The organism is Paenibacillus sp. PastM-3 (assembly GCF_029893965.1).
GTDB lineage: Bacteria > Bacillota > Bacilli > Paenibacillales > Paenibacillaceae > Paenibacillus_AQ.
In genome coordinates, this window is sequence record NZ_JARXXP010000017.1 from 45,396 (window position 1) to 62,889 (window position 17,494).

Below are 17,494 nucleotides of genomic sequence, written 5' to 3' on the forward strand. Positions count from 1 at the left end.
TTTTCTCTTTACCCGGCAGCCCTGCTGCTTCTGGCCACACCTTGCCGGATTACAGCTGCTTGGCTGCCCATAAGGCGCTTCTGCTGATCATTTTGCGGTACGGTTCACTGGAGAAGGAAGGCAGATGATGCCCCGGCATCAGGTAGACCACCCGGCCAAGCCCGAATTCGTGGCACCAGGCCGCCTGCCGCATTGCTCCCCCGTGCAGATACTCTGCCAGAACAGTAGTCTCGAAGTACGGCTGCATATCAAAATAATACGGCTCGTCCTCAATCACAAAATCTTCGATCCCCTGGACAACCGGATGCTCCCGTACCGCCGCCGGTATATTGATCCCGAGCGCTGTATAGTCAGGGTGATGGGTAAAGTGCCCGCCCAGCATTACTCCCAGCTCCTGATTGCGCTGCATGGAAATTCCGTTATGAACTACCAGCAGGCCGCCGCCTCCGGCTACGTAAGACAGCAGGGCCCCGCTGTGGGCGGGAGCAATCGGGTGATCAGCAAACTCAGTGTAAGACACGACCAGCGAATAGTCAGCCAGCGTCTGCGGGTTCAGCAGCCCGAAATCCTCCGAAGGCTCAACCGTAAACGCTGGCGACAAAATCTCTTTAAATGCCTGGTCCACTCCGGCAAAAGGATGATATTTCACTTCACTGTAGCTGCCCAGCGCAAGGGCTTTCAATTCTGGCATCAGAAATCACACCTCTTTCATGTCAGGACTGTTTCGGCCGTTAAGCCAGTCTCACTCACCTTAGCATGGCCTCCCGGTTTTTACAACGTTCCGGGTGCCTGCCAGAAAAGCCTTTTTGCTTTAATTTTGAACTATGCTACAATCATAGTTACAGGTTAACAGCTATTCTTAACCGGCAATACTGCTTACTAATCTTGTATCCCAGGAGGTCGATATTCGATGTCTATTCAACAGCTGCATACTTCTGACGAATTGCACCAATATGTCGGGCAACCCGGCAAAAAACTGCTTTTCAAGCACAGCACAACCTGCCCGATCAGCGCCAAAGCGCATGAGGAATTCCAGGCTTATGTCCAAAGCTCGGATACACCGGCAGCGATTGTCCATGTCATTGAGGACCGTCCGGTCTCCAATCAGATTGCCGAAGAGTTCGGCATCAAGCATGAATCCCCGCAGATTTTCCTGCTGGACGGCAGCGAAGTGAGCTGGAACACTTCCCACTGGAAAATTACCCGGAATGCCATCAAGGAGGCCGTTGAGAAATGAGCCAGCCGATAATTGTCTATTCTACTGCAGGCTGCAGTGACTGCAATCAGGTTAAGCAGCTGCTCACCAATCAGGGCATTCCCTTTGAGGTGCGCGATATTATGGCCAGCGAAGTGTATCAGGAGGAAGTCGAAAAGCTCGGTTTTATGGGTATCCCTGTAACGGTATCCGGCGACCGTGCCGTTAAGGGCTTCAACCTGCCTGAGCTTCAGGAACTGATTGCAGCCGCCAGATAACAGCATATTGGCCGCAGTATAAATAAAAAGGTATTCCCTGGTCCGAAGCCCGGGGAATACCTTTTTTTATTTTGCCTGCCGGTGTATCTTTATTCACACTCTGCTGCCAGATGACCGACCTGCCCGCTGTGGCTGTAGATGACATTGTCTGCCCCAAGCCCTTTATAGACTAACCTTGGTCTCATGGAGGTCGTAATTACGGAAATCGGCCCGCTTGTCCATGTGCGGCACATCTGCACATAACGGCAGCATAAAGCGACACTGCTCTCGAACAGATAGATCCGGCCTACCGGAAACGGCGGTCTGAGCCACGTATTCAGATGCCGGGTATCCACCTCAAAAATCTTCTCAACTCCCAGCTCCGTCAGCCGCTGCTTCTCGGCCGGATTATTGGCAAGCCCGGCAAATCTGCAGCCCTTTATTTTAAGCAGCTTGATAAATTGCTCTCCCGCCTTTGTCGGCGCACAGATGAGCACATATTCTTCCTGAACGTCCATTTCCGTCTCCCCTTTCCCCTCATCTCTATCTGAACAGATCTATACAAGCACAGCAAAAAACCACAAAGGATTCCCTTTGTGGTCCAGTTAACGGTCACAATGTGCTGATCCTCTCTGCAATACGCTTACGAGGTTAGCTGCCGGATTCGGGCGTTGAGAGTCGCCCTACCTGTCCGCTGCATTGAGATTTCGCACTTCACGCAGCTGCCAGGATTCACCCCATAACCGGCCGGCCTGCTTGCACCTGACTCCGGTTGTTGGTTCCCCCGCTTTCCGTAGACGGAAATTAAGCGGATATTCTATTTAATTGGAGTTAAACAGATGTATCATACCTTTAGGAGCATCCGCTTGTAAATCGCCAAACCGGGCGGAATAACCTCCGGGAAGGGAAGAAACCCTGCGAATAACGCTTACTTTCATCTTTTTCTCTTCTGTTCTTTAAATTGCTTCGATTTCTTCTCCTTGCTGCTATTTTTACTGCTCTTGGCAAACCGCAGGAAAGCCATCAGACAGCCAAGGATACCCAGGCCCAGCAGTAGCGTCTGCAGCGCTCCCAGCAGTGTGCTCCCTTCCGGCTGCAGCAGGCTGCTGGCTATAATCAGCAGGACGGAAACAGCGACCAGTACAGGTGTTTTTAGATTAATGTTCAAGATTACCACTCCTTAGTACAAAGGTACACTATTGCCGGCCGGATCACCAGTCCCCGGCAGATTAAGCCATTTTCGCCAAATAAAAACGGGTATCAGTCCTGACAGGACGACACCCGTTTCTATTCTTGCATCTATTTCCGGACTACCGTATATCCCTTATCCTGCAGCAGCTTCACGATGCCATGCTCACCCAGATAATGTGCCGCGCCGACCACGATGAAATATTCCTCGTTTTTGCCGTTCTTGAGATATCCGTCAATCTTGTCGGCCATACCGATATTGCGGTCAACCAGCATTGCCTTGTAGTATTCTGCATCTCCGGCAAAGCTGTTAGTCAGCTGCAGCAGCAGCTCATCATTGCCTGATTTCCAGATCTCGGCCATTACATCGATGCTATCATCAATCTCATCATAATTATCGATCGCCGCGAGCAGATTAGCCTCCTGCAGCTCTTTGGAGAAGTTGTTGAACATGCCCAGCTGGGATTCGTAGGATTCCAGCTCTACAATCGGAAGCTTGCGCTCAATGGCCTTCTGTATAAAATACAAGTCGATGCCGGAGGAAGCCTCGTAGCCGGCCGTTGCTGATTTCAGGCTGCTGAGGGTTGTTTCCGCTACCCAAGGCTTGAATTTATCCAGCGCATTTGCCTGAAGACCTGCCTGCTTCAGCACCACGCCCAGCTTGGCATATGTCTCACCGGAGATATGATCCTTCAGTGTAGTGCCGTCCTGATACATCCCCATTTCCAGCACCAGCTTCTGCTGCGCTTCATCGGCCGCTTTGCTGATGTCGATTTCTACACCAAGATAATCGGCTTCGGCAAAAGCTTCTTCAAACTCCGGGCTCAGCGGATAGAAGCTGTCATCGGCAATATGCATGGAGCCGACCAGATACACGGTATTGCCGTTGCTTTCGACCTCCCACATGAAGCCGCGGCCGCCTGCAGTATTTACTGCTGTCTGGCTGCCTCCAGCCGCAGTCTTGGTCTGCAGAATAACAGTACGGGTCTGCGCATCCCAGCTGACCTCATAACCTGCAGCATCGCCGAGAACCCGGACCGGTGCATACGTCACACCATTGATTACCGTCAGCTTGCTTTTTAAGGTTACGGCTTTGCCGTCAATGATTGCATGGATGGTGTCTCCAGCCGCATTCTGCAGCTTCGCATCCATCGCCTCGAGCGTAGCCCTAAGCGGAACAAGCGTTGTGCCCTGACTGTTGACCGGTGCTCCTGTCTTGTATTCAACGGTCTGGTTATTCACTTTTACAGCCGGCTGCTGCGGAGCAGCCAGAGCCGGGGCTGCTGCCCCCGTAAGCAATCCTGCGGAAAGGGTAAGAGAAAATAGCATTTGTTTCCAATTCTTCATTAACGTCGTCTCCTTCAGCTTCATAATAGAAGTTTCAATGATAAGTACAGGATGACCGTTACGCTCTGCTTCTGCGTTCCTTTGCTTAGATTTTATAAGCCTTCATTGCTTTTCTGATTTCCTTGATGCTCGGGCGTTTGCCATACATCAGGACACCTGTGCGGTAGATCTTCGCCGCCAGCCAGCCGAACGCAAAGGTAGTTGCCAGCAGGATAACCAGTGAGACGATGATCTCCCAGAAAGCGACCTGGCCGACTCCGATGCGCAGCAGCATGCTGAGCGGTGAGGTGAACGGGATAAAGCTGGCTACCTTGACCAGGGTTGTATTAGGAGCCCAGATGCTGAATAAAGGAACGTAGAAGTTCACGAAGCCGATCATCATAATCGGCATTACAGCCTGGCCGAGGTCCTCTGTACGGCTGACAATCGATCCGACCGCCGCGTAGATCAGGGCATACAGGAAGTAACCAAGAATGTACAGGATCAATCCGTAAACCAGCAGCCCGATGCTCAGCTGGCTCAGATCCAGCTCGAAATCAGCCAGTATTCCGGAGTTATGCGGCAGCAACAGATTGGCGGTTACACTGAGCGCAATAATGGCAATCTGCATCAGTCCGACCAGGAAGATACCGATGACCTTGCCGAACATTTGTGTAAGCGGAGAGGCGCTCGTAATGAGAATCTCCATGATGCGTGAGCTTTTCTCCGAGGTAACTTCTGCTGAAATCATATTGCCGGTCATCATAATGGACATGAAGAACAGGATTAGAAGGACATACACAACTACGTAGTTGATCGTTGCCGCCGTCTGATCAGCCTCTTCCCCGGCCTGGGTCCCATCGGTGCTTAGCTCCTGGGTAGCAATCGTTACCGGGGCATACATAGCGGCAACCTGGCTGTCTGTCAGCTTGTCACCGACAATCAGCTGGGTGTTGACTGCCTGCAGGGCGCTCTGCAGAGAAGTCTGCACTTCTCCGCCAAGCTCGCCGTCCTCATTGTGGTAGGTTACAGGCGGCAGGCCTTCGCCGCTTGCCTCCCCGAAGGTCAGGTAACCTTCGATGTCACCTTTATCCAGACCTTCCTTCAGCGCCTCATCATCGGCAGAAGGATAAGACACGAACGTTACGGCAAAGGCGTCTTCCGCCTGATCAGCGGGGGCAGGAGGTGCTGAAGAGGACAGGAGCAGCTCAGCCGCCGGATTACCCGTTTCAGCGATTACCGCGATTTGGCTGCGGTTTCCGCCATCTGCCTTATCCTCACCCTTGAATACTTTAATGAAATAAGGAATGTTCATCCCGATGCTCAGCAGAATAACCATAATAAGCGTTGTTATAAGAAAGGCTTTGGTCTTTACCTTGTTCTTAAATGTAAATCCGATAATCGTCTCCATCTTATTCATTCGATTCACCCACCGCTCTGATAAAGATTTGGTTTAGCGTCGGTTCTTTAATCTCGAAATGCTCAACTTCACCGGCAAGAATGGCCTGCTGCAGAATGCGCTGCGCTGCGCCGATTTCACTGATTGATATTACATAACCCCGCTCCTGCCGCTGGACTGCAGTAACACCGGTAATTCCCTCAAGCCCTGCAACCTCTTCGGCCGTCCGCAGAATGACTTCCTCCCGCGGATATCCCTTCTTGATCTCGCGGATATCGCCCTGAACCACTGTATTGGAACGGTCGAGAATCGTGATGTGCCGGCACAGCTCCTCCACATGCTCCATACGGTGGGTGGAGAACAGGATGCTTGTTCCCTGGTCTCGCAGCTCTTTGACCGTATCTTTCAGCAGCTCCACATTAACCGGGTCCAGTCCGCTGAATGCTTCATCAAGCACGAGAATCTGCGGCTTGTGGACAACGGCGGCAATGAAGCCCATTTTCTGCTGATTACCCTTGGACAGCTCTTCAATCTTCTTGTTGTAGTACTCCGGAACGTCGAAACGGTCCAGCCAGTAACGCAGGCTCTTCTCCGCATCGCCGGCAGCCATGCCGCGCAGCCGGGCAAGATAGATAATCTGATCGCTGACCTTCACCTTCGGATACAATCCGCGTTCCTCGGGCAGATAGCCCATCAGATGCTGCAGCTCGTTGCTGAACTCCTTGCCGTTGTAGAGAATTTTCCCCTCATCGGGATAGATCAGGCCAAGCACCATGCGCATTGTTGTTGTTTTGCCGGCTCCATTCGCACCAAGCAGCCCGTAAATCTCGCCTTGCTCCACCTTCAGATTAATACCGTTAACCGCTGTCTTATCGCCGTACTGCTTCACTACCTGTTCCAGCTTTAAAGCTTCCATTGGTTAATCCCCTCTCTTCTGGTCTATCAGGACCGGACGGTGTCCTTGTGTCCATAGGCTAAGTATTTCATCCAGCTCCAGTGCCCGGCTCTTCAGTACCTTTACGCCCAGATCCAGGATGCGTTTCTCATTCCGGGAAAATTCCCGGGTGATAAAGGAAGCAACCCCAGGCTGTTCCCAGCCGAAATGCAAGGCTTCCGGCAGTTCTGCCGCCAGCTCCTGCAGCTCCTCTTCATCCGCCGTATTCACCCAGACTTCGTTCCATAAGCCGAACAGGCTGTCTTTCTCGGCCATGCCCAGCAGCTGTCCCTGATGCATAAGCACAATGTAGTCGGCAAGCCGCCGCACTTCTTCAACAATATGAGTACAGATCAGCACAGTTGCGTCTGTATCATCCATAAATTTGCGCAGCGTTTCAATCATGATCTTCCAGGCAAACGGATCAAGTCCGGAAGAAGGCTCATCCAGCAGCAGCAGGCGGGGCCGTGCGGCCAGTGCTGCAGCAATTTCGAATTTGCGCCGTTCCCCCTTGGACATTTTGCCCAGCCGGGCATCCTGAGGAATCTCGAATTTCCGGACCAGCTCTTCAAAGTACTTCTGGTCCCAGGAAGGATACCACTGCCGGCGGAAACCCGCTGCCTCCTCTGCCGTCCAGTAATTCTCTTCCGGCTGTGAAGTCTCCGGCACATAGGCCATTCCCTGACGGAGCGCAAGCGGCAGCCCTCCGGCATGCGGCTGTTCGAACCAGCGGATTTCCCCCTTCTCCGGAAAGCTCAGCTGCAGCAGCATGTGCAGCAGTGTGCTTTTGCCGGAGCCGTTCTGTCCGACCAGCGCGGTAATATAGCCTTGCGGAAGGCTGAGATTAAGCGGCCCGACCGTCCGCTTATGCCGCTTCTTGCTTACATTCCGCAGTTCTATGGCCTGCTGTACCATGAAACGCCCCCACCTTTCATGACTGTGTGTTGTATTTGCTCTCTACAATTTCTGTGAACATCCGGGTCAGCTCTTCTGCAGTGCATTGAACAGACAATCCTACATCGACCGCACCTTCAAGCGCTTTGCGGATAGCTTCCCGCTTATATTCCTCCATCGCACCCGCTCCTACCTGAGAGACGAATGTGCCTGTGCCCTGCCTCGTCCGCAGCAGCCCTTCATTCTCCAGGTCCTGATAGACCCGGCGGACTGTAATGACGCTGCACTTCAGCTCACCCGCAAATTCACGGATAGAAGGAAGCAGCGTTCCTTCAGTAATACTGCCGCCTATAATGAGTGACCGCAGCTGTGTTTCAATCTGCGAGTAGAGCGGTTCGGCGCTGTTTTCATTAATTTGAATAGGTATCCACATCCTTACCCCCGCCCTCTCATACGAGATCGCGGCTCTTCAGCCGGTGTATCGTCCATGCGGAGAAGAGCTGAACCGACAGGGTTCCGAGTATCAGCGTTCCCCACATCAGCGGGGAGAGCAGCCCCCACTCCCTGGAGTAGCTGACTGTGAACAAAATAAGATTACCGCCAGCCAGCCAGGTCAGCAGTGCTGTCCCGATGTAAATGACCGTAAAGAGCAGCACGTAGAAAAAGTAAGCCCTCCCGCTTGCCAGCAGCTCGATAAAAATATAAAGCCCTGAAATAGCAAGTGCCAGACCCATCCAGGTTAGCGTAAACGCCAGGTAATCCGGAAACGGCAGCTCATGCCGCAGATTACTGCTGATTACATAGATAAGTCCGAAAAAGACCACTCCGTTCAGTCCGATGGAAAAGACTGCATGCAGCTTTCTTTTGCAAAGAATCACGGCAGCGGGAATAGGCAAGGTTCGCATATAGGCCAGCATTCGGGTGTAGGAATCCTCCGTCAGGTACTTCATCGTCCGCTTGGAAAAAGTGATGCCGAGCATCGGAATGACTGTCATGAACATGATGTCGGCAAGAATTTTACCATCACCGTTATCCAGCGTATCCTGAATGATCATACTGGTCAGCCCACCCATATAACCCATGAACAGCAAAGCCCACAGCAGTGACCATAATAACTTTAGCCTGTCGCCGTTGAAATCGCTTTTTACAATGATCCAAGCCTGTCTTAAGTTTGTCATTTTGCTTAACCTCTCTTTAATTCAGCAGATATACAGCACAGTGTGTCGCGGACTTCCGGTATATCAGTTGCCTGGGATACATATGGATGCATCAGCTACATTTGAACGTTAGATAACTTGAGGTTCTTTAGATGTCCGGTGTGCTTACTGTGTGCTTACTGTGTATATCTATATACACAGTATATGCCCTGTTTTTTCCATCGTCAATAGTTTTATAAGAAAATCTTGGAATTTTGTAGTGCGGCCGGTTATGCTACTGTGAAGATGCAGCTTAGGACAAACATTATTCAAGGGAGGCATATATGATGAATAATCCTTGGTTTACGGTGCAGCGCATAGATGAATCCACTTTTGCCATCAGTGAATACGGGCACTGGGAGAAGGTCCATTCCTTCCTGCTGCTCGGGCAGCAGAAGGCTGCCCTGATTGATACCGGGCTCGGTATCGGTAATATCCGTGAGGTAACCAGCCGGCTGACCACACTCCCGGTTTGTGTCCTCACCACCCATGTCCATACCGACCATATCGGGGGCCACGGTCTGTTCAGTGAGATTTATGTACATGAGGAGGATTGCAACTGGCTGGAGCATGGCATACAGGGCTTATCTATCGAACAGATTAGAGCAGATCTCGTGCGGAATTTGAGCTTGCCGCTGCCTGTGGGCTTCGATGCTGCGACCTACACACCTTATCGCGGAAAACCGGCAGGACTACTGAGTGATGGCCAGATCATTGATCTGGGCGGGAAAAGCCTTGAGGTATATCATACGCCGGGGCATTCACCGGGACATGTGTGCTTTTTCGAGGGAGCCTCCGGTTATCTGTTTACAGGTGACTTGCTGTATGATGAGACGCCAGTCTATGCCTTTTATCCGTCTACAAGTCCTTCAGACCTGGTCCGTTCGTGGGAGCGAATCGCAGACATCCCCGGTGTCACTAAGATCTTCGGCTCTCACAATACGCTGGGACTGGCCCCAGAGATTCTGGTTGAAGTAAAGCTCGCCGCTAAGACACTGAGAGAGAAAAATCTGATCTCCTTCGGCACGGGAACTCATATCTTTAACGGGTTTAGTGTGCGGTTCTAGACTGGTGGAATACTGAGGATATGAGGGCGATGACAGGCGCCGGAACACGCTTTAATGGGCGTGGCCGATAGGGAAGAGCCGGCGGAGATAGCCGATAAAGGCGCTGTCGTTTTCCAAAACAAAGTTGACGGCCGATTTCATGGTGGATGCAATTGAACAATACTGGATCAGCAGCGGTTACGCAGCGAGCAAGGAGAAGGACACCCTCATTTTGAACGGGTGTGGGGACGGCTGGAACAGCATTGGATTGGTGATTTGCTAAGGGACGAAGAAACGTGCCAATGACGGCGACTATAACGAATCACTTGTTATCGGTGATGTCACCTATTATGGGGTAGAGGCGGGAAAACTGAAGGCGGTGACCAACGCGGCCATTGGAATGGTGGAGAGCATCGGGGATTTCGAGCTGCTCTACAAAGCGGGAAGCGCCGGTATGGAGCCGGATTCCATCCGTTTTGTTCCTTATCCGGAATACGTCGAATATGTGCAGGAATCCAAGTGAACGTGAAACGACTCGCCGTCACACCGCTAGCTTCGCGGAGCAGTCTCTGTTCAAGGGATATCTTCACTTGCATGTGGAAATAAGTTGTTGACGACACAAAAAGAGCGGGGCTTAAAGCAGCCGCTCTTTGTGTCGATTTCCGCCCGTTAATCAATCCAAAACAATTCGGAAGCCTGTCGTATTCTCCAAAATTTCAACCAGTACTGCCCGTTCTCCGCCGCTGCTGCGCACCGCCTGCAGAGAGAGAATGCCGGAGCCGATGGAGATATGATCGGCGCGAAGCTCGTTAATGCCCTGCGGCAGTGAAGGTCTGACTGTGATTTCCTTACGCAGCGCATTCGGGTTCAGCCCGAGCATCGCCTGCATGAACACCAGCGAGGTTCCGGCTGACCAGGCCTGTGGCGAGCAGGTGGTTGGATACGGAACCAGCCCCTCCAGCTTTGCCCCATGCCCGCAAAACAATTCAGGCAGACGCTGATACTCAAAGGAAGCCGAGGCATTCAGCAATCCGGTAATGACCTGCTCCGCCTCTTTTCCATAACCGAGTCGGCTAAGGCCCAGCAGGATCATCGCATTATCGTGCGGCCAGACGCTTCCATTGTGATAGCTCATCGGATAGTACCCGGCAGCTTCCGTACTCATTGTGCGGATGCCGTACCCGTTGAACATATCGTTTAACATCATCCGTTCCGCCACTGCCTTGGCCCGCTCATCCTGCAGCAAACCGCTCATCAGCAGATGTCCCGGATTGGAGGTCACGGAATGTACCTGCCGCTGCTCCTTGTCCAGGGCAACTGCATAATACTGCTCATCCTCCATCCAGAAGGAGCGCTCAAACCGTGATTTGAGCATCTCCGCCTCCTGCTCCAACCGGTCTGCCGTCTCTGCTTCGCCCAGCAGCCGGAACAACGGAGCCATACTGATCTTCGCCTGATATACATAACCCTGTACTTCGGACAGGGCAATCGGCGAGGTCGCATATTCACCGCTTTGATGCACCATCGAGTTGGCAGAGTCCTTCCAGCCCTGATTCGGGAATCCCTTCTCCGCTTCCTGACGATAGGAGACAAATCCCTCACCCGCCTGCTCCGCCCGGGCAATCCATTCCAGCGCCCGCAGAATGTTTGGCTTCAGCTCGCGGATCAGCTCCAGATCGCCGGTCCAGCGGTAATATTCCCCGATGACGACGAGGAACAGCGGCGTAGAATCGACCGTACCGTAATACGGTGAGAACGGGGACTGCTTCGTGGTGACCAGCTCACCGAAGCGGATTTCATGCATGATTTTGCCCGGCTGCTCATCACGCCACGGATCAGTCGCTTCGCCCTGATAAGCAGCCAGCGTCCGCAGTGTACCTTTGACAGCGGCAGGATTCAAGGGCAGCATGAACAAAGAAGTAATCAGGCTGTCTCTGCCGAACGGCACCGCGAACCAGGGCAGACCGGCTACCGGTACGTCGCCATATCCGACATCTGTCATGAGCATACGCAGATCCTGGACACTCCGGCGGTACAGACCGTCGAACAAAGGAGAATCCGTCGTCACTCTTGCGGTGCTGCCATACCACTGTTCATAGGAAGCCTCCAACTTATGCAGGCCTTCATCGTAGGAGGAGCTTTGTTTGCTTTCATTTCCAATCATTGGAGTGATATAGAAACAGACAGACCGGCTTTCTTTAGATGCCAATGTGAATGGGACCTGAATCTCGCCCGAGGCGCTGGTCTTGGCATCCGCAGCATCCCAAGAGATAATGGTTTTCCTGGAAATTTCATCCGCGCCGCGGTAAGCAAGGGTGAGACTGTCCGCCGTAACCTGCGTTTCTTCTATCCGCCCTACTTTGCCGCTCCGGTATTTGCGCACCAGGAACATGTCCGAGAAGTCGGCGTCAAACACCGCAGAGAACACGAACTCGGCAGCATGCGGAAAATGATTTGTAAACATACAACGCTCATATAAAACGCCATCATAGATAAAGCGTTCACGGTGCAGCTCAATCGCGCCTTCATCCTTCTTTTCCTTGATCAGCCGGAACGAGGCGATATAACTGCGGTCGGTATTGGAGGAAAGCAGCACCGGTTTCTCACCGTCAATCCGCAACTCCATCCGGCTCAGAAAACGGGTATCCTGCGTATACAGCCCATAGCCTTGCTCATTGTATGCTTCAATATCGCCGTCCCGCCCGCTCAGCAGAAACAGATCTCCCTCTTTAATTACACGGTAATCCATAATTCAGCTCCTTGTTCTGTCATGTCAAAGCACCTTTAGCTCAGCCATTAACCCTGCTTCGGAATGCGGGCCGACCCAGATATGGAAAATACCCGGCTCCACGACCGGAAGAAAAGATTCGTCCAGCAGCCCCAGCTCCTGCGGCGTTAATGCAAAGTGAACCTCCCGGCTTTCGCCCGGCTGCAAATATACTTTTCGGAAGCCCCGCAGCTCCTTAACCGGCCGGGTGGTACTTCCGGCGAGATCACGGATATACAGCTGCACTGTATCTTCCCCGTCGCATGTACCGGTATTCGTAATATTTACCGATACTGCAGCAGACTCGCCGCAGGCAATTTCGCTCCGGCTCAGCTGCAGGCCGGTGTATTCAAACGTGGTATAGCTGAGTCCGTAACCAAACGGATATAAGGGGGAATCCCCGACATCCAGATAATCTTCATATAAATGTGGTCTGCCGGTATTCTTGCGGTTATAATAGATCGGGATTTGTCCGGTTACCCGCGGAAAAGTCACCGGCAGTTTCCCGCTCGGGTTATACTCCCCTGTCAGCACATCCACCAGCGCATGTCCGGTCTGGGTGCCGGGATGCCACGCTTCGATAATGGCGTCGGCCTGCTCCTGCAGCCATTCCACAGCCAGCGGACGTCCGCTCATCAGCACGGCTACGATCGGCGTATCCGTCTTCCGCCGCAGTTCCATGATCAGCTGTTTCTGACATGCGGGAAGATCGATGGAGGAGCGGTTGTAATGCTCGCCCGTCATCTCCTCGCTTTCTCCTACGGTCAGCACGGCGATATCGCAGGCCCGGGCGAGTGCCACAGCCCGCTCCACTCCGCCATCGATCTCTTCCCGGAAGCCGCTGCCCGGCTCATAATACACGTCCGCCTCCGGCGCAAGCCGGGACTTGAACGCATCCCATACCGTAACAACATCCTCCGCTCTGCCTTTCCAGGCCCAGCAGCCCATGGAATTGTGGGGGTCGTCACCCAGCGGACCGATGAGCGCGATTTTGCGCTGCTTCGCGGGCGCCATTGGCAGTACGCCGCGGGCATTCTGCAGCAGAACCATGCTTTTGCGGGCGCTGTCCCGCGCCTGCTCCAAACTCTGCGCAGTCATCGTAACACGCTCGGCTACCGCCTTATCCGTATAAGGATATTGAAACAAGCCGAGCCGGAATTTCAGTGTCAAGATCCGCAGCACCGCATCGTCCAGCAGTGCCAGAAGCTTCGGCTGTTCCGAGACCAGCGCTTCCAGGTGCTCCAGGTATACACCGGAGTGCATATCCATATCGATGCCGGCTGTTATGCCCTTGCGCGCCGAATCTTTGCGGTCACCGGCATACCCATGGTGGATCAGTTCCGCCACCGATTCCCAGTCGCTCACGACGATACCCTGAAATTTCCATTCCTCTTTCAAAATATCTCGCAGCAAATAAGCGCTGCCGGAGGCGGGAACCCCGTTCAAATCGTTGAATCCACTCATCACCGACAAGGCTCCGGCCTTTATCCCCGCCTGAAACGGGGGAAGCACATGCTCGCGCAGGGTGCGCTCGGACATATCCGTCGTATCATAATCGCGTCCCCCCTCTGCCCAGCCATAGCCGGCAAAATGCTTGACGCAGGCGGCAACGGCCGGATAGCCTTGAGCATTGGCGCGCTGGAAGCCCCGGACCTTCGCGGCGGCCGCCAGCCCGGCAAAGTAGGTATCTTCGCCCGTGCTCTCGGCGATTCTGCCCCAGCGGGGCTCCCGGGTAACGTCCACCATCGGGGCGAATGTCCAGCGGATGCCTTCCGCCGCCGCTTCAATGGCCGCAATGGCGGCGTTCTTCTCCATAGCCTCCAGATCCCAGCCAGCCGCTTCGCCGAGCGGTATCGGGAAAATCGTGCGGAACCCATGAATCACGTCGTCGCCGATCAACAGCGGGATGCCAAGCCGGGTTTCCTCCATAGCGATCCGCTGCAGCTCGTTGATTTTCTCCGCGCCATGCACATTCAGCAGCGATCCGATTTTCCCCTCCCGGATCAGTACCACTTCTCTGTCCTCGCAGCGGCCGTACTGTACGGTCTGGCCGATTTTTTCACCTAGCGTCATTTGCGCCAGCAAGGCTTCCGCCTGCTCTCTGCTCTTCAAGCTCTATTCCTCCCTTCATCCGAAGTGTAATCAGCCTTTCACGCCGGAGCTTGAAATACCCTCGATATACTGCCGCTGGAACAGGAAGAAGAAGACCAGAATCGGCAGCGTCGAGAGCACTACACCCGCCATAATTAAAGGCGTATTCTCAAAAAACATATCCTTCACGCTGTTCAGGCCTACAACCAGCACGTACATGTCCGGCGTATTCGCCAGTGTGCTTGGAATCAGGTAACTGTTCCACGTACCGGCAAAGGCCAGAATCGACATCGTGATCATAGAGGATCTGCCCAGCGGATAGACGATTCGCCAGAACGCTCCCATTTTCGTAACCCCGTCAATTCGGGCCGCTTCAATAAACTCGCCGGGCACACTGACAAAGAATTGGCGCAGCATGAAAATATACAGGCATTGAAACAGGAAGGGCACGGTCAGCGCCGGGTACGTATTCATCCAGCCGATTTGGGCCATGTTGACATACACCGGAATCAGAATCATATGGTACGGGACCATCATCGTTGCGACAACAATCCAGTAGATCAGTTTTTTACCCTTGAACTCAAGCTTGGCCAGCGCAAAACCCGCCATCGGGTTAATAACCAGATTCCCCAGAACGACCAGCCCGGTCATAATGACTGTATTCAAAAACCATCTCGGCACGTTGTAGGCATCATTGGTAAAAAACAGCTTGTAGTTATCCAGTGTCCAGTGTGAAGGACCAGCCAGCGTATTGACATCCCGCATCGTAAGAAAAGAAGTGTACACCGTATACAAAAACGGAAGGGCGAATAATATCCCGATCACCGTAATGATGATATAAGTGAATGACAGGCCAACACCTTTGCGGTTTTTCACAGGCTCACCCCTTCTCGTCCAATAGTTTTTTTTGCAGGAAGGTAATGAACATTATAATAAAGAAAAACAGGACGACCGCGGCGCTGCCGTAACCGATATTCATGTAGCGTATGCCGTGCTGATAAAAATACGTTACAACTGTGCTGGTCGCTCCCGCAGGCGAACCCAGCGCGCCGTATCTGGAAATGGCGGCAATCTGGTCATAAATCTGAAAGCCGCCAATCGTCGAGACCGATACGATAAAGAAGGTAATCGGCCGTACAAAAGGGACGGTAATAAACCGGAATTTCGCCCATTTTGAGGCTCCGTCAATGTCGCCCGCTTCATACAGATCCTTCGGAACCTCCTGAAGCGCGGACAGATAGACGATCATCGTAAAGCCGCATTGCTGAAAAATAAACAGGATACACACAAACAGCAGCGCGTAATGGGTGTCCGCGAACCAGGTGACGTTGCCGAAGCCGAACAATCCGAAAAACTCCGTGACAAACGTTCCTTTTTTAAAAAGCATCATGAAGACGGTTGTAATCGCAATCTGCGAAGTGATGTAAGGGATAAAGAAAACGGTTCGGAACAGCCCTTTTCCTTTGATCTTTTGATTGACCAGCATGGCGATCAATAGACCAAGCACGGTCTGCGCCGGCACGGAGATCAGCACGATCTCGAGGGAATGCAGCACCGCCCGGAAAAATTCCTTGTCATTTAATATCTTGACGTAATTCTGCACGCCGATAAACTGCGCATCACCAAGCGCCGTGAAATTGGCATCCGTGAAGCTTCTCGTAAAAGACTGGATAAAGGGATAGAGAAACCACCATGCCCACAGAATCAAAAAGGGCAGACAAAACATCCAGCCGAGCGTCAGATCGGAGTCGGCCAGCGAACGCAGCCAGGACTGCTTGATCTTGTTGTTGATGCCGCCGGCATGCTTATTTGGATAGTCGGACATTGTTACCTCCCGCTCAAGTGTGATCCGTACGCCCATGCGCACGGGACTTTTTACAAAAAGGGTCCCCGCTTCAAGTGACAATGGCGGGAACCCGGAAGCTATCCAAACTGTTTTATTTGAAATCCTTTTGTATCTCGTCCAGAATTTCCTGCGGTGTTTGTTTAGCTCCGCCCAGAATATTATCCTCCAACTTTTTCACCAGTTCATCCGTAAACCGCTTCGTATCCGTCGGATAACCGAAGTCCGTACTGTACTCCAGCGCCGGCTGGATGGATTTGAATTCCGGGTTCTTCTCGAAGTACTGATCGGACAGCTTTGTTACCGCCGGGTTAATACCCAGATCCATAAAGGCCGATTCCGTCTTGTCGTTCGTCATGTAGTAAGCCGCTTTCAGAGCCGCATCCTTGTTCTTTGCATCCTTCAGCACCACATAACCGTCAGAGCTCATCGTGCTGCCTTGCGTTGTTCCCTTTGGAACCGGCACCGCCACATATTTCAGATCCGGATTGGCATCCTTGAGATACCCTTTGTACCAGTAACCGCCGGTACTCATAGCAGCTTGTCCGTTAGAGAAGACTTCCCCGTCCCAGCCAAAGCCGAGCGACTTAGGTGTTACCGCAACCCCATCTTCGTACATATCAAAAATCGTCTGGAGCGCTTCTACGTTCTCCGGGGAATTGATCGTCGTTCCGTTGCCCCAGCCGCCGCCAAAGCTTTTGACATAGTTGGTAATATGGAACGCGTCAAGATTGATGACAATGCCGTGTACATCGCCCTTTGTCAAGGCTTTGGCTGCCGTTGCCACTTCGCTCCACGTTGTAGGGTATTCGCCAAGACCCGCTTTTTTCCATAAGTCTTCATTAATAAGGAACATCCCCGGCATATCGCTGTTCGGTACAGCATACTGCTTACCGTCAACCTTCCAGATGTTGAGCGAACTTTCGGAATAGCGGGTCATGTCCACTTTCGCTGCCGAGATCAGATCATCCAGCGGTGTAAACAAATCCTTTTTAATATATTCAAACGCGCCTTCATTGGAAATTTTGATGAAATCCGGAGCTACACCCGCGGCGATTTCGCCGGGCAGTACGTTCCAAAACTGCTCACTGCTTGGATACTGCTTGATGTTCAGTGTAATGTTCGGGTAAACCTCGGAAATGTTGTTTGCAGCCTCCTGATAGAGCTGAAGATCCTGCGCCGTCCCCCAGAATCCCATGTTCACTGTAACTTTTTGATCCGTACCTGCGGCACTGTTTGGTGAATTATTAGCGCTCTCATTATTGCCGCCACAGGCAGCCAAAGCAAACAGCAATGTCAGGCTCAGCACGAGACCGGTAAATTTCTTTAGCTTGCTCATTTGTATTCCCCCCGTTACT

The 17,494-nt window shown here is 52.6% G+C and carries 18 protein-coding genes and 1 riboswitch; of the genes, 4 read left to right on the top strand and 14 right to left on the bottom strand.

Annotation, left to right across the window (positions count from 1 at the left end):
- Nucleotides 1–49 precede the first annotated feature (49 nt).
- Nucleotides 50–691: a ThuA domain-containing protein gene (locus M2108_RS21290; RefSeq protein WP_277471243.1), complete on the bottom strand. Its 642-nt coding sequence runs from the start codon at nucleotides 689–691 to the stop codon at nucleotides 50–52.
- A 219-nt stretch (nucleotides 692–910) separates the two neighbouring features.
- Between M2108_RS21290 and ytxJ the strand changes: the two genes are divergently transcribed.
- Both ytxJ and M2108_RS21300 read left to right on the top strand, forming a co-directional pair.
- The gene (gene ytxJ / locus M2108_RS21295) at nucleotides 911–1,237 is read left to right on the top strand and encodes a bacillithiol system redox-active protein YtxJ (RefSeq protein ID WP_277471244.1); all 327 of its coding nucleotides are present in this window, start codon (nucleotides 911–913) and stop codon (nucleotides 1,235–1,237) included.
- Nucleotides 1,234–1,473, top strand: a complete 240-nt coding sequence (locus M2108_RS21300) for a glutaredoxin family protein (protein WP_277471245.1) — start codon at nucleotides 1,234–1,236, stop codon at nucleotides 1,471–1,473. Before ytxJ ends, M2108_RS21300 begins: the two co-directional genes overlap by 4 nt.
- Before the next feature lie 89 nt (nucleotides 1,474–1,562).
- Here M2108_RS21300 and M2108_RS21305 read toward each other — a convergent pair whose 3' ends face one another.
- The 8 genes from M2108_RS21305 to M2108_RS21340 form a co-directional block, all read right to left on the bottom strand.
- Nucleotides 1,563–1,970: a hypothetical protein gene (locus M2108_RS21305; protein WP_277471246.1), complete on the bottom strand. Its 408-nt coding sequence runs from the start codon at nucleotides 1,968–1,970 to the stop codon at nucleotides 1,563–1,565.
- 105 nt (nucleotides 1,971–2,075) lie between these two features.
- Nucleotides 2,076–2,273, bottom strand: a riboswitch (cyclic di-AMP (ydaO/yuaA leader).
- 113 nt (nucleotides 2,274–2,386) lie between these two features.
- Nucleotides 2,387–2,620, bottom strand: coding sequence for a hypothetical protein (locus M2108_RS21310; RefSeq protein WP_277471247.1), 234 nt, complete (start codon nucleotides 2,618–2,620; stop codon nucleotides 2,387–2,389).
- Between the two features lie 131 nt (nucleotides 2,621–2,751).
- Complete coding sequence (locus M2108_RS21315) at nucleotides 2,752–3,987, bottom strand: TraB/GumN family protein (RefSeq protein ID WP_277471248.1); 1,236 nt, start codon at nucleotides 3,985–3,987, stop codon at nucleotides 2,752–2,754.
- A gap of 85 nt (nucleotides 3,988–4,072) precedes the next feature.
- Entirely contained in the window at nucleotides 4,073–5,386 is a 1,314-nt protein-coding gene (locus tag M2108_RS21320) for an ABC transporter permease (protein ID WP_277471249.1), read from the bottom strand.
- Nucleotides 5,379–6,281: an ABC transporter ATP-binding protein gene (locus M2108_RS21325; RefSeq protein ID WP_277471250.1), complete on the bottom strand. Its 903-nt coding sequence runs from the start codon at nucleotides 6,279–6,281 to the stop codon at nucleotides 5,379–5,381. Before M2108_RS21325 ends, M2108_RS21320 begins: the two co-directional genes overlap by 8 nt.
- A gap of 3 nt (nucleotides 6,282–6,284) precedes the next feature.
- Complete coding sequence (locus tag M2108_RS21330; protein WP_277471251.1) at nucleotides 6,285–7,214, bottom strand: ATP-binding cassette domain-containing protein; 930 nt, start codon at nucleotides 7,212–7,214, stop codon at nucleotides 6,285–6,287.
- Nucleotides 7,215–7,230: 16 nt separating this feature from the next.
- On the bottom strand, nucleotides 7,231–7,626 hold the full coding sequence (locus tag M2108_RS21335) for a GntR family transcriptional regulator (RefSeq protein WP_277471252.1): 396 nt from the start codon (nucleotides 7,624–7,626) through the stop codon (nucleotides 7,231–7,233).
- A 16-nt stretch (nucleotides 7,627–7,642) separates the two neighbouring features.
- Nucleotides 7,643–8,371, bottom strand: coding sequence for a hypothetical protein (locus M2108_RS21340; protein ID WP_277471253.1), 729 nt, complete (start codon nucleotides 8,369–8,371; stop codon nucleotides 7,643–7,645).
- Nucleotides 8,372–8,673: 302 nt separating this feature from the next.
- On the opposite strand from M2108_RS21340, the gene M2108_RS21345 reads away from it, so the two are divergent.
- Both M2108_RS21345 and M2108_RS21350 read left to right on the top strand, forming a co-directional pair.
- Nucleotides 8,674–9,456, top strand: coding sequence for an MBL fold metallo-hydrolase (locus M2108_RS21345; RefSeq protein WP_277471254.1), 783 nt, complete (start codon nucleotides 8,674–8,676; stop codon nucleotides 9,454–9,456).
- Nucleotides 9,457–9,814: 358 nt separating this feature from the next.
- Nucleotides 9,815–9,958, top strand: a complete 144-nt coding sequence (locus M2108_RS21350) for a hypothetical protein (RefSeq protein ID WP_277471255.1) — start codon at nucleotides 9,815–9,817, stop codon at nucleotides 9,956–9,958.
- Nucleotides 9,959–10,108: 150 nt separating this feature from the next.
- Here the strand turns inward: M2108_RS21350 and M2108_RS21355 are convergent, their stop codons facing one another.
- The 5 genes from M2108_RS21355 to M2108_RS21375 all read right to left on the bottom strand — a co-directional run bounded on the left by M2108_RS21355 (nucleotide 10,109) and on the right by M2108_RS21375 (nucleotide 17,475).
- A complete protein-coding gene (locus tag M2108_RS21355) occupies nucleotides 10,109–12,184 on the bottom strand; it encodes an amylo-alpha-1,6-glucosidase (RefSeq protein WP_277471256.1) in 2,076 nt (691 codons plus the stop codon).
- 24 nt (nucleotides 12,185–12,208) lie between these two features.
- A complete protein-coding gene (gene bglX, locus M2108_RS21360; protein ID WP_277471257.1) occupies nucleotides 12,209–14,314 on the bottom strand; it encodes a beta-glucosidase BglX in 2,106 nt (701 codons plus the stop codon).
- Nucleotides 14,315–14,344: 30 nt separating this feature from the next.
- A complete protein-coding gene (locus M2108_RS21365) occupies nucleotides 14,345–15,169 on the bottom strand; it encodes a carbohydrate ABC transporter permease (protein ID WP_277471258.1) in 825 nt (274 codons plus the stop codon).
- Between the two features lie 4 nt (nucleotides 15,170–15,173).
- Nucleotides 15,174–16,118, bottom strand: coding sequence for a carbohydrate ABC transporter permease (locus M2108_RS21370; RefSeq protein ID WP_277471259.1), 945 nt, complete (start codon nucleotides 16,116–16,118; stop codon nucleotides 15,174–15,176).
- A 112-nt stretch (nucleotides 16,119–16,230) separates the two neighbouring features.
- Nucleotides 16,231–17,475 carry an ABC transporter substrate-binding protein gene (locus M2108_RS21375; protein WP_277471260.1) on the bottom strand — a complete coding sequence of 415 codons (1,245 nt, stop codon included), beginning with the start codon at nucleotides 17,473–17,475 and terminating at the stop codon, nucleotides 16,231–16,233.
- Nucleotides 17,476–17,494: the final 19 nt, after the last annotated feature.